The 12,030-nt window shown below is 65.9% G+C and carries 10 protein-coding genes; 9 read left to right on the forward strand and 1 reads right to left on the reverse strand.

Going from position 1 to position 12,030, the window contains the following annotated elements:
• The first annotated feature begins 101 nt into the window (after positions 1–101).
• From ntrB to cobA, 8 genes are read left to right on the forward strand one after another with little or no spacing between them, the layout of a single operon-like run.
• Positions 102–950, forward strand: a complete 849-nt coding sequence (ntrB, locus tag EDC62_RS02885) for a nitrate ABC transporter permease (RefSeq protein WP_425469938.1) — start codon at positions 102–104, stop codon at positions 948–950.
• Entirely contained in the window at positions 947–1,783 is an 837-nt protein-coding gene (locus EDC62_RS02890) for an ABC transporter ATP-binding protein (protein WP_124220264.1), read from the forward strand. Before ntrB ends, EDC62_RS02890 begins: the two co-directional genes overlap by 4 nt.
• Before the next feature lie 10 nt (positions 1,784–1,793).
• On the forward strand, positions 1,794–4,268 hold the full coding sequence (nirB, locus tag EDC62_RS02895; RefSeq protein ID WP_245968723.1) for a nitrite reductase large subunit NirB: 2,475 nt from the start codon (positions 1,794–1,796) through the stop codon (positions 4,266–4,268).
• Positions 4,269–4,277: 9 nt separating this feature from the next.
• Positions 4,278–5,069 carry a type IV pili methyl-accepting chemotaxis transducer N-terminal domain-containing protein gene (locus EDC62_RS02900; RefSeq protein ID WP_124220267.1) on the forward strand — a complete coding sequence of 264 codons (792 nt, stop codon included), beginning with the start codon at positions 4,278–4,280 and terminating at the stop codon, positions 5,067–5,069.
• 13 nt (positions 5,070–5,082) lie between these two features.
• Positions 5,083–5,472 carry a nitrite reductase small subunit NirD gene (nirD, locus tag EDC62_RS02905; RefSeq protein WP_124220269.1) on the forward strand — a complete coding sequence of 130 codons (390 nt, stop codon included), beginning with the start codon at positions 5,083–5,085 and terminating at the stop codon, positions 5,470–5,472.
• Positions 5,473–5,476: 4 nt separating this feature from the next.
• Positions 5,477–8,251 carry a nitrate reductase gene (locus EDC62_RS02910; protein WP_124220271.1) on the forward strand — a complete coding sequence of 925 codons (2,775 nt, stop codon included), beginning with the start codon at positions 5,477–5,479 and terminating at the stop codon, positions 8,249–8,251.
• A 53-nt stretch (positions 8,252–8,304) separates the two neighbouring features.
• Complete coding sequence (gene ybiB, locus EDC62_RS02915; RefSeq protein WP_124220273.1) at positions 8,305–9,255, forward strand: DNA-binding protein YbiB; 951 nt, start codon at positions 8,305–8,307, stop codon at positions 9,253–9,255.
• Positions 9,252–10,073, forward strand: coding sequence for a uroporphyrinogen-III C-methyltransferase (cobA, locus tag EDC62_RS02920; RefSeq protein WP_124220275.1), 822 nt, complete (start codon positions 9,252–9,254; stop codon positions 10,071–10,073). The genes ybiB and cobA overlap by 4 nt, the downstream gene beginning before the upstream one ends.
• A gap of 9 nt (positions 10,074–10,082) precedes the next feature.
• Here the strand turns inward: cobA and EDC62_RS02925 are convergent, their stop codons facing one another.
• The gene (locus tag EDC62_RS02925; RefSeq protein ID WP_124220277.1) at positions 10,083–10,433 is read right to left on the reverse strand and encodes a thioredoxin family protein; all 351 of its coding nucleotides are present in this window, start codon (positions 10,431–10,433) and stop codon (positions 10,083–10,085) included.
• Between the two features lie 325 nt (positions 10,434–10,758).
• Here EDC62_RS02925 and EDC62_RS02930 point away from each other — a divergent pair, with 325 nt between their 5' ends.
• The gene (locus EDC62_RS02930) at positions 10,759–12,030 is read left to right on the forward strand and encodes an efflux RND transporter periplasmic adaptor subunit (protein ID WP_124220279.1); all 1,272 of its coding nucleotides are present in this window, start codon (positions 10,759–10,761) and stop codon (positions 12,028–12,030) included.

Raw genomic sequence — 12,030 nt, forward strand, 5'->3', positions numbered from 1 at the left:
CCATGGTCAGCGCCGTCTTTCACGGGCCCTTCGATGGCCCGGCCACCCCGCCAATTGCTTCTAATTCAATAGCAGAAACACACCATTCCACGACGGGGTCCATGCAAAATCTTTCAAAAACCACAGCTGCAGCACCCGCGCTTGCCCAGACAGACGAGCGGCGTGGCCCAACACGGGATTTTTGGCTGCTCGTCCTCCCACCCTTCGTCGGTCTGAGCTTGCTGGTGGTGTTGTGGGCGCTGGTGGCCATCTCCACGGCCGGCCGCATCCCCAGCCCGCTCGAGACCTGGAAGCAGGCGGTCGAGGTGTTCTCTGACCCGTTTTACCGCAACGGCCCGAACGACCAGGGCGTGGGCTGGAACGTGCTGATGTCCCTACAACGCGTGGCGCTGGGCTTTGGCCTCGCGGCGCTGGTCGGAATACCCGCCGGCTTTGCAATTGGGCGCTTCACGTTCCTCGCACGCATGTTCAACCCAATCATCAGCCTGCTGCGTCCGGTCTCGCCCCTGGCCTGGCTGCCGATCGGCCTGCTGATGTTCAAAGGGGCCAACCCAGCTGCGATCTGGACCATTTTCATCTGCTCGATCTGGCCCATGGTCATCAATACCGCCGTCGGCGTGCAGCGGGTGCCGCAGGACTACATGAACGTGGCCCGCGTGCTGCAACTCTCCGAATGGAAGATTCTCACCAAGATCCTCTTCCCATCCGTACTGCCCTACATGCTCACCGGGGTACGGCTGGCCGTGGGAACCGCCTGGTTGGTGATCGTCGCCGCCGAGATGTTGACCGGCGGCGTGGGCATTGGCTTCTGGGTCTGGGACGAGTGGAACAACCTCAACGTCAAGAACATCATCGTGGCCATCTTCGTGATCGGCATCGTCGGGCTGGTGCTCGAGTTCGCCCTCATCAAGCTCGCCAGCGCCTTCACGTTCGACGAGGTGAAATCATGAACGCACCCAAGACCAGCCGATATATCGAAATCCAGGGCGTGGCGCAAACCTTCAAAACCAAGAAGGGACCGTTTCAAGCCCTGCGCGACATCAACCTGACGATCGGCAAGGGTGAATTCGTGGCCCTCATCGGTCACTCGGGCTGCGGAAAATCCACGCTGCTCAACCTCATCGCCGGGCTCACCGCTCCCAGCGCCGGGGTGCTGCTCTGTGACAACCGGGAAGTCGCCGGGCCCGGCCCCGAGCGGGCTGTGGTGTTCCAGAACCACTCGCTGCTGCCCTGGCTGACCTGCTGGGAAAACGTGCATCTGGGTGTCGAGCGAGTCTTTGGCGCCGCCAACAAAAGCACAGGTGTAGCCGCGGAGTCCAGGGCGCAACTGCGCCAGCGCACCGATGCCGCGCTCGCGCTCGTGGGCCTAACCCACGCTGCGCAGAAGCGCCCCGGCGAGATTTCCGGGGGGATGAAGCAGCGCGTGGGCATCGCGCGCGCGCTGGCCATGGAGCCCAAGGTGCTGCTGATGGACGAGCCCTTCGGCGCACTCGATGCGCTGACCCGCGCCAAGCTGCAGGACGAGCTGCTCGAAATCGTAGCCAAGACCCAGGCCACGGTGGTCATGGTCACGCACGATGTGGACGAAGCCGTGCTGTTGAGCGACAAGATTGTGATGATGACCAATGGACCGGCCGCGACCATCGGTGAAGTGCTGCCGGTGCATCTACCCCGCCCGCGTAACCGGGTCGAACTGGCCGAGAACCCCGCCTACCTGCATTGCCGCAAAGCGGTGATCGACTTCCTCTACGCGCGCCAGGCGCACGTGGAAAAAGCCGCTTGAGGAGCACCCCATGGATATGCGCGTCAACCCCAAGGCAAAAATGAAACTGGTGATGGTCGGCAACGGCATGGCCGGTGTGCGCACGCTTGAAGAGCTGCTCCGGATCGCGCCGGACCTGTATGACATCACGGTCTTCGGCGCCGAACCGCACCCCAACTACAACCGCATCCTGCTCTCGCCGGTGCTGGCCGGCGAACAGACGCTGGAAGAGATCGTGCTGAACGACTGGTCCTGGTACACCGAGCACGGCATCGCGCTCAATGCCGGCTTCCTGGTGACCGAGGTCGATCGCGTCAAGCGCTTGGTGACCGGCGTGAACGCGCAAGGTGAGACCGTCACCGCTGGCTATGACCGCCTGATCATGGCAACCGGCTCCAAGCCCTTCATCCTGCCCATCCCTGGCAAGGACCTGGAGGGGGTGCTGGCCTACCGCGACATTGCCGACACCCAGGCCATGATCGAAGCGGCGCAGAAGTACCGGCACGCCGTCGTGATCGGCGGCGGGCTGCTGGGCCTCGAAGCAGCCAATGGCCTGCTCAAGCGCGGTATGCAGGTCAGCGTGGTGCACGTCGCGCCCTGGCTGATGGAGCGCCAGCTCGACGAGGTCGCGGGCAAGCTGCTGCAACAGTCGCTCGAGGCGCGCGGCATGCAGTTCCTGATCGGCGCGCAGACGCAAGAACTGGTGGGTGGCACCGATGGGCGGGTCCGGGCGGTCCGGTTCAAGGATGGACGCGAGGTGCCGGCCGACCTGGTGGTGATGGCCGTCGGCATCCGTCCCAACACCGAGTTGGCCGAGAAGATGCGCCTGCATGTCAACCGCGGCATCGTGGTCAGCGACACGATGCAGACCGTGACCGACCCCCGCATCTATGCGGTGGGCGAATGCGCGTCGCACCGCGGCGTCGCCTATGGTCTGGTGGCACCGCTGTACGAGCAAGCCAAGGTGCTGGCCACGCACTTGGCCGAGTTCGGCATCGGCCGCTATACCGGTTCACTCACCTCCACCAAGCTCAAGGTCACCGGCATTGACTTGTTCAGCGCCGGCGACTTCATGGGCGGTGAGGGCTGCGAAGAAATCGTTCTGTCTGACCCGATCGGTGGGGTCTACAAAAAACTCGTCATCAAAGACGACCGGCTCGTCGGCGCCTGCCTGTATGGCGACACGGTGGACGGCAGTTGGTACTTCAAGTTGCTGCGGGAAGGCCGCAAGATCCACGACATCCGTGACAAGCTGATGTTCGGCGAGAGCAACATCGGCGACACGGGCCACCAGGGCCAGAACAAAGCTGCGGCCATGGCCGACAGCGACGAGGTCTGCGGCTGCAACGGCGTGACCAAGGGTGCCATCTGCAAAGCCATTCAAGAAAAAGGCCTCTTTACCCTCGACGAAGTGCGTAAACACACCAAGGCCAGTGCGTCATGCGGTTCCTGCACCGGCCTGGTCGAGCAGCTCTTGATGTTTACCGCCGGCGGTGACTACTCGGCCACGCCGAAAAAGAAGGCCATTTGCGGCTGCACGGATCACAGCCACCAGCAGGTCCGAGACGCCATCCGGGCGCAGAAGCTGCTGACGATTGCCGACACCATGCGCTTCCTGGAATGGCGCACGCCCAATGGCTGCGCCACCTGCCGTCCGGCCATCAACTACTACCTCATCTCCACCTGGCCCAAAGAGGCCAAGGACGATCCGCAGAGCCGCTTCATCAACGAGCGCGCCCACGCCAACATCCAGAAAGACGGCACCTACTCCGTTGTCCCGCGCATGTGGGGTGGCGAGACCACCGCCGCCGAGCTGCGCCGAATCGCCGACGTCGTTGACAAGTACCGAATTCCCACGGTGAAGGTCACGGGCGGGCAGCGCATCGACCTCCTGGGCGTCAAACAAGAGGACCTGGCCAACGTCTGGCGCGACATCGGCATGCCCAGCGGCCACGCCTATGCCAAGGCGCTGCGCACCGTCAAGACCTGTGTCGGCAGCGAGTGGTGCCGCATGGGCACGCAGGACAGCACGCAGATGGGCAAGGATCTAGAGCGCGCCCTTTGGCGCATGTACGCGCCGCACAAGGTCAAGCTCGCCGTCAGCGGTTGCCCCCGAAACTGCGCCGAAGCCGGCATCAAGGACGTGGGCGTGATCGGCGTGGACAGCGGCTGGGAAATCTACGTCGCCGGTAACGGCGGCATCAAGACCGAAGTGGCGCAGTTCCTCGTCAAGGTCAAGACGCCGCAGGAGGTACTGGAATACAGCGGTGCTTTCCTCCAGCTCTACCGCCTCGAAGGCTGGTACCTGGAACGCACCGTGCACTACGTCGGCCGCGTCGGTCTGGACTATGTCAAACAGCGCATCGTTGAAGACGCCGAGGGGCGCCGGGCGCTGTGGGAGCAGCTTCAGTTCGCGCTCGACGGCGAGCCCGACCCCTGGCTCGAACTCGACAAAGCGGCTGTGGACACCCGGCAGTTCCAGCCGGTCGCGGTTGTCGAGGCTTGAGGACTGACCATGAAACGACGCGACCTGCTGATTCTGTCCACGGCCTTGCCGCTGCTCGCGCAAGCCCAGGTCAGCGACCTCTCCGATGCCATCAACAAGGCCGGCCGTCAGCGTATGCTCTCGCAGCGCATGGCGAAGGCTTGGTTCGCATTGCTCCACAAGACTGAGGTCCGATCGGCCCAGGACGTGCTTGACAAGTCGATGGCGCTGTTCGACCGCCAATTGGTCGAACTGAAGGCCTTTGCGCCGTCCAGCGAAATCCTCAAGACCTACACCGGTCTTGATGCGGCCTGGAGCGAATACAAGACCGCGCTTGTTGGTGCCTCGCCAAGCAAGACTGGCGCGGCCGCTGTGCTCAAAGCGGACGCCCTCGTTCTTGCCTTGGCACACCAGGGCACACTGCAATACGAGGCTGCCATGGGCCGACCGCTCGGCAAGCTGGTCAACATCGCCGGCCGCCAGCGCATGCTGTCGCAGCGAATGGCGAAGTTCTACTACGCAGCGGTGTTGTCCGTCGATGCCTCAACAGCAGTTGCGGAGATTGCCAAGGCCCGCAGCGAGTTCACTTCCGCGATGACGACGCTGCGTGGTGCACCCGAAGCGACGCCCCGCATCCGCGATGAGCTCAACTTAGCCGATGGTCAGTGGATCTTCTTTGACCAGGCCCTGGATCGCCTGCAGTCGGGAACAGCGGCAGCAGCCACCGCCAAGTCGCTGTCCGACGTTTTCGTAACCAGCGAGAACCTGTTGAGCGTCATGGATCGCGCGACCAACCTCTACGCCAGCCTGAAGTCCTCATAACCAAGAAAACGCCATGAACACGAGCCAATGGACTCCGATTTGCCTGATTGACGACATCCCTGTGCTCGGCGCGCGCCGTGTCGCTCGCGAGAGGGGTCTCGATGTCGCCATCTTCCGCACCGGCCAAAACCAGGTGTTCGCCTTGCTCGATCGCTGCCCGCACAAAGGCGGCCCGCTGAGCCAGGGCATCGTCTTCGGCACCCACGTGGCCTGTCCGCTGCACAACTGGACCATCGGCCTGTGCGACGGCCAGGCGGCGGCGCCGGACGAGGGTCGCACGCCCAAGTTCAGCGTGAAAGTCGAGAACGGTCAGGTGTATCTGGATGCACACGAACTCGCGACACTGGCGACCGATCTCGAACGGCCAATCGCCGGCCCCGCCCGCAGAGCTGCCCAAGCCTGAGCCCATGAAAGAAACCCGCTCCACCTGTCCATACTGCGGTGTGGGCTGCGGTGTGATCATTGAGTCCGACGGCACGCAGATCACTGGCGTGCGTGGCGATCCGGATCACCCGGCTAATTTCGGCAAGCTCTGCACCAAAGGCGCCACCCTGCACCTGACGGCAGCGCCCGGCATTGCGCGCCAGACCCGTTTGCTGCGCCCAATGCGGCGTCTACAGCGCGGGCTCGCTCCAGTGGCCGTCACTTGGGATGCAGCACTGGACCTGGCCGCCACGGAGATCGGCCGCATCGTCCGCACGCATGGCCCCGATGCGGTGGGCCTATATCTCAGCGGCCAGTTGCTCACGGAGGACTACTACATCTTCAACAAGCTCGCCAAAGGTCTGATCGGCACCAACAATGTCGACACCAATTCCCGGCTGTGCATGAGCAGCGCGGTGTCGGGCTACAAGCTCACCTTGGGCGCCGATGCGCCGCCCGCCTGCTACGACGATGTGAACCATGCGCAGTGCCTGTTCATCGTCGGCAGCAACGCGGCCTACGCGCACCCCATCCTGTTTCGCCGCATCGAGGCCGCGAAGCAGCAGAACCCCGCCATGAAAGTGATCGTGGTCGACCCGCGACGGACCGACACCGCCGAGTTGGCCGATCTCTACCTGCCGCTGCAGCCCGGAACCGACGTGATGCTGTTCCATGGACTTCTGCACATCATGTTGTGGGAGGGGTGGACGGATGCGGCCTACATCGCAGCGCACACGAGCGGCTTCCATGAGCTCAAGGCGCTGGTGCGGGACTACACCCCGGAGCGGGTCGCGCAGATCTGCGGCTTGAAGCACGATGACCTGTTTCAAGCGGCCCAATGGTTCGCCACTTCGGCCGCGACGCTCAGCCTCTACTGCCAGGGCCTGAACCAGAGCAGCAGCGGCACCGCCAAGAACGCCACGCTGATCAATCTGCATCTGGCCACCGGTCAAATCGGCAGGCCCGGCGCCGGCCCGTTCAGCCTGACCGGCCAGCCCAATGCCATGGGCGGTCGCGAGGTCGGCGGCATGGCCAACCTGTTGTCCGCCCACCGTGACCTGGCCAACCCGGTGCACCGCGCGGAAGTGGCGGCGCTGTGGGGCGTGCCCGATGTGCCATCGAAGCCCGGCAAGACAGCGGTTGAAATGTTCCAGGCCGCGGCCGACGGGGAGATCAAAGCACTCTGGATCGTCTGCACCAACCCGGCGCAGTCCATGCCCGACCAGGCGCTGGTGCGCCGCGCCTTGCAGCGCGCCGAGTTCGTGGTGGTTCAGGAGGCGTATGCGACCGCAGCCACCTGCGACTTTGCCGACCTGCTGCTTGCGGCCACCACCTGGGGCGAAAAAGAGGGAACCGTCACCAACAGCGAGCGCCGCATCAGCCGGGCGCGCGCTGCGGTGCCCCCTTGCGGCGACGCACGGCACGACTGGCGCATCGCGGTGGATGTGGCGCGGCGGCTGGAGGGCCAGCTGCGCCCCGGCCAGCCCTCACTCTTCCCGTACGAAACCCCCGAATCCATCTGGAACGAGCACCGGGAATCCACCCGCGGCCGCGACCTCGACATCACGGGGCTGTCCTACGCCATGCTGGAGAGCGCCGGTCCACAGTTCTGGCCACTGCGTGAAGGGGAGCCCACGGGCAAGGCGAGGCTGTACGAGGATGGCGTTTTCCCGACTGCCGATGGCAAGGCACGCTTTGCCGCCCTGCCCTGGAAACCCTTGGCGGAGCCGCGCGAAGCGCGCTTCCCCTTCTCATTGACCACCGGCCGCCTGCGCGACCAGTGGCATGGCATGACACGCACCGGCACCTTGGGTCGCTTGTTCGGGCATGTCGCGGAGCCGGCCGTGCAACTCAACCCTCAGGATATGGAACGCCGCGGCCTCAAAGATGGTGACCTGGTATACGTCACCAGCAAACGCGGCTCCATCGTCGTGCCGGTGCAGAGCTCGGCCGCACTACAGCCCACCCAGGCCTACATTGCGATGCATTGGGGGGCGGAGTACCTCAGCGGCCGCAACAACAAGGGAGAGCCCTTGGCCGGCGTCAATGCGCTCACCACGTCCGCACATTGCCCCACATCCAAGCAGCCCGAGCTCAAGCATGCGGCGGTCCAGATTCTCAAGGCTGAACTGCCGTGGAGCTTGCTGGGCATGGCCTGGCTGCCCGATGCTTCGGCGCTGACGGTCCTCGGCGAATTACGGGCACTCATGCCTGACTTCGAATTTGCCGCCTGCGTGCCGTTCGGCCGGGATCGCAGCGGCGTCCTGCTGCGCGCGGCCGCCCATGAGCCGCCAGCTCCGGGGCTCATCGAACGCATCGAAGGGCTGCTCGGTCTGCTCACCCCCGACACCTTGCGCTACGAAGACAAACGCCGGCAGCAGCGGCGCAGCGCACGGCTGGTTCGTTCCGGAGACGAATCGACCCTGCAGGCTTTTTTGCTGGCTGGCGACACCCGCGCCGAGGGCTGGATCAAGCCCTTGCTGCAGGACGCGCTGCCCGCCGGCCGCTATGGCCGCCTGCTGTTGATGCCCGGTGCCGCGCCCCCAGTGACGGCGGTGGCGGCCAGCCCGCAGGTCTGTACCTGCTTCGATGTCCGCGAAGACGCCATTCGCGCCGCATTGCTGCAATGCACGGGCAGCGAGCCGCATCGGTTGTCGGAATTGCAATCCAGGCTGAAGTGCGGCACGAATTGTGGATCGTGCCTACCCGAACTGCGTCGCTGGGTTCAGACCGTACCACCGATCCGCGTGGCGGCGTGATGGGTGGTTTGCACATAACCAGAAGTTATTTCAGGTCCTGAATAATTGCCGTCATGAGCATTGGTCGGTACATCAAGGAAATCGGTCGTGGCAAGGACGGCGCCCGGTCGCTCCAGCGCGAGCAGGCCGCGGACCTGTTCGGCCAAGTACTGGACGGCGCCGTGACCGATCTGGAAATCGGCGCCTTCTGCCTGGCCATGCGCATCAAAGGCGAGACGCCGCAGGAGATGGCCGGCTTCCTGGACGCGACGCACGAGCGCCTGCAGCGCTTGCCGGACAACGGCGTGACGACGGTAGTGCTGCCCAGCTACAACGGTGCCCGCAAGCTTCCGGTGCTCACCCCCTTGCTGGCCCTGCTGCTAGCCCGGTCGGGTGCGGCGGTGTTGGTCCACGGCACGGCCACCGAGGACAAACGTGTGACCAGCGAAGCCGTGTTCGATGCGCTGGGTCTACCGGCCCAAACATCGCTCGTTCCCGTGCCCTCCGGCCAGTGCGCGTATGTCCCCACCGAGTTGTTGCACCCTGGTCTCAAGCGTCTGCTGGACGTGCGCCGAGTCGTCGGGCTGCACAACTCGGCACACAGCCTGGTCAAGCTCCTGAATCCCTGCAAAGGCAGAGCCCTGATCGTCAGCTGCTACACCCACCCGGAATACGCCGTATCCATGGCCGAAACGTTTGCATGGGTCGGCGCACACGCGCTGCTGCTGCGCGGCACCGAGGGCGAGCCGGTCGCCGATGCGCGCCGTACCCCACAAATGGAGGCCTTCCGCGAAGGTGCGCGCCATCTGTTAGAGCCGGCGCAACAAGGTTCACTCACCCGACTGCCCGATCTGCCCAAGGACATCTCGGCCGCAGCCACCGCGACCTACATCCGCGATGTGCTTGACGGTCGCCAGCCGGTGCCTGCCCCCATCGCGCTGCAGGTCGCACACATCCAGCGCGAGCTTGCGCGTCGCCCCTCCACCACCGAAACGAACCGCCCAGCCGCGGTCAGCACACCATGAGCATCACCGCCAACCCCATCGATTCGGGAACCCGGGCCCGCCCTGGCAGCGTGACCCTTGTCGGCGCCGGCCCCGGCGACCCGGAACTGCTGACCCTCAAAGCGGTCAAGGTCATTGCGGCGGCCAGCGTGCTGCTGGTCGATGACCTGGTCAGCGATGGCATCCTGGCCCACGCATCGCCCGCCGCGCGCATCGTGTACGTGGGCAAGCGCGGCGGCTGCCGCAGCACGCCGCAAGCCTTCATCGAACGCCTGATGATCATGGCCGCGCGAGAGGGCGAAACCGTCGTGCGCCTCAAAGGTGGCGACCCGTTCATCTTCGGTCGGGGCGGCGAAGAGCTCGAACACCTGCGCGCCGCGGGCATCGAGGTGCATGTGGTCAATGGCATCACCTCGGGCCTCGCCGGCCTCAGTTCGCTCGGTGCCCCGCTCACGCACCGCGACCATGCCCATGGCGTCGTCCTGATCACCGGCCACGCCAAGCCGGGCGACACAGGCCCCGACTGGCGACAGCTCGCCGCGACCGCCCGCGACGCCCGGCTCACCCTGGTCATCTACATGGGCGTGGCGAGTGCCGAGCGCATTCAGGCCGATCTGCTCAGCGGCCTTCCCGCTCGAACGCCCGTGGCCATCATCCAAGACGCAAGCCTGCCCACTCAACGCCATGCCATCTGCACCTTGCAAGCGCTGACCGAGACGCTCGCGCGGGAACGCCTCGCCAGCCCGGCGGTGATCGTCGTCGGCGACGTGCTGCGCGGCATCGCAGCCGCCGCACAGCAGCCCCCGGCCGCCGGACTGCGGGACCTGCTGAGCGCCTGAGCGGCGGGATCAGCCGACGCGGGCCAGCAAAGCCTCGAGCGTCGCCGCGCGGGCGAGCACGGGGCCGGCGTGGACGACGGCTCCCTCGCGCATCAGCAACAGCGTCGGGAAATTCTCGATGTCGAGCGCGTCGCACCAGTCGGCTTCATCTTCGATGTCGACCCAAACGAAGCGCAGTTCGGGATGCGCCGAGGCCTGCGTCTCGAACACCGGCCGCCAGTCCGCACAGACATAACACCAGGCGGCGCAGAAGCAGGCCAGCAGCGCGGGCTCACCCGGGCCACCGCAGCCCAAGCGCTGCTGCAGAATCTCCGCCGCACCGCGCCATGCGGCGTGGCCGACCTCAGATAAAGAACCCATGGAATCTTCTCGGCGTGACAACTCGGCCGAGGGAAGCGCGGCCGCAAGCTGCACTGTAAAGCAACGCTGAACAAGTTCCCGTGATGGCGCGCGAGCGGCCGCGGGATGGGATGCGAGGCGCAAACCGAGGCAATAGCCGCAGCTATGGCGAGGATTTGCTTTCGACGCAGACCGCCCGCCGCTGGGATGCGCGACGCGCGAGGGACTTGTTCAGCGTTGCCCTAACGCGTCGCCCCCGTTACGGGCATACTTTCGGCCTTCTGCACCGCACGAAGCCGCGCCCGGTATCGGCGGCTGCGCCGCCCCAAATCCACCCGTGTTCTCCATGTTTTCGAGCCCTTCCCTCCCCTCGCGCTTGGCCCGGCTGGGTGCCCTGCTGACGCTCGGCGCTGCGGCGCTCTTGTCCGGGTGTGGCGGTGCCGAAAAACCGGGCCATGGGCCTGCAGCCCAAGGTCCGGGCGGCAAGCCCCCGCCCACGGTGGGCGTGCTGACGGTTCAGCCTGGTCCCGTCACGCTCGTGAATGAACTGCCCGGGCGGCTCGAGGCCACGCGTGTGGCGCAGGTACGTGCGCGGGTCGCCGGCATCGTGCTCAAGCGGCGTTTCGCCGAGGGCTCGTTGGTTCAAGCGGGGCAAGTCTTGTTCGAAATCGACCCCGCACCCTACACGGCGGCGCTCGCCAGTGCCGAAGCGACGCTCGCGCGCGCCGCGGCCAACGCCATGCAAGCCGACGCGCTGGTGGAGCGCTACCGGCCGCTGGCAGCAGCCCAGGCCATCAGTCAGCAAGAATGGACAGCCGCACAAGCCGCGCAAAAGCAAGCGGCGGCGGACATCGCCGCTGCACGGGCCGCGGTGCAGAGCGCGCGCATCAACCTCGGCTACACGCGGGTGACGGCGCCGATCGCTGGGCGCACCGGTCGCGCGCAGGTGACCGAAGGCGCGCTGGTCGGCCAGGGCGACGCGACGCCGCTGGTGACCATCCAGCAAACCGACCCGATTTATGTGAACTTCACGCAATCGGCCGCCGAGGTGATGAAGCTGCGCCGGGCCTTCGACGCCGGGCAGCTCCAGCCGGCGCCCGGTGGGGCCGCGCGCGTGGCGCTGGTGCTCGAAGACGGCAGCGTTTACGCGAAGCCTGGGCGCTTGCTGTTTTCCGACCTCACCGTGGACCCCGCAACCGGGCAGATCGGCTTGCGCGCCGAAGTTCCCAACCCCAAGGGCGAACTTCCGCCCGGCCTCTATGTGCGGGTGCGCATCGAGCAGGCCTTGGCGCCGAATGCGGTCCTCGTGCCCCAGCAGGCCGTCACGCGCTCCGCGCAGGGAGACACCGCGGTCGTGCTGGATGCCCAGGGGGTGCCGCAACCGCGGCGGCTGCGGATCGACGGCCAGCGGGAGGGGCGATGGATCGTGGTCGATGGGCTGGCAGCCGGGGACCGCGTCGTGGTCGAAGGGCTGCAAAAACTCGCCATGCTGCCGCCGGGCACGCCCGTCAAAGCCGTGCCCTGGGCGCCGCAAGCGCCGGGAGCGGCTGCGGCAGCAGCATCTGGCGCGAGCGCAGCTTCGCCCGCTGCATCCGCTGCCGTGGGCAAGACCCACTGA

Source organism: Tibeticola sediminis (assembly GCF_003843835.1).
Taxonomy (GTDB): Bacteria; Pseudomonadota; Gammaproteobacteria; order Burkholderiales; family Burkholderiaceae_C; genus Tibeticola; species Tibeticola sediminis.

Excerpts from the sequence above, each read along its gene's own strand:
- ntrB (WP_425469938.1), top strand. The coding sequence starts at position 102 with ATGCAAAATCTTTCAAAAACCACAGCTGCAGCACCCGCGCTTGCCCAG.
- EDC62_RS02890 (WP_124220264.1), top strand. The coding sequence starts at position 947 with ATGAACGCACCCAAGACCAGCCGATATATCGAAATCCAGGGCGTGGCG.
- nirB (WP_245968723.1), top strand. The coding sequence starts at position 1,794 with ATGGATATGCGCGTCAACCCCAAGGCAAAAATGAAACTGGTGATGGTC.
- EDC62_RS02900 (WP_124220267.1), top strand. The coding sequence starts at position 4,278 with ATGAAACGACGCGACCTGCTGATTCTGTCCACGGCCTTGCCGCTGCTC.
- nirD (WP_124220269.1), top strand. The coding sequence starts at position 5,083 with ATGAACACGAGCCAATGGACTCCGATTTGCCTGATTGACGACATCCCT.
- EDC62_RS02910 (WP_124220271.1), top strand. The coding sequence starts at position 5,477 with ATGAAAGAAACCCGCTCCACCTGTCCATACTGCGGTGTGGGCTGCGGT.
- ybiB (WP_124220273.1), top strand. The coding sequence starts at position 8,305 with ATGAGCATTGGTCGGTACATCAAGGAAATCGGTCGTGGCAAGGACGGC.
- cobA (WP_124220275.1), top strand. The coding sequence starts at position 9,252 with ATGAGCATCACCGCCAACCCCATCGATTCGGGAACCCGGGCCCGCCCT.
- EDC62_RS02925 (WP_124220277.1), bottom strand. The coding sequence starts at position 10,433 with ATGGGTTCTTTATCTGAGGTCGGCCACGCCGCATGGCGCGGTGCGGCG.
- EDC62_RS02930 (WP_124220279.1), top strand. The coding sequence starts at position 10,759 with ATGTTTTCGAGCCCTTCCCTCCCCTCGCGCTTGGCCCGGCTGGGTGCC.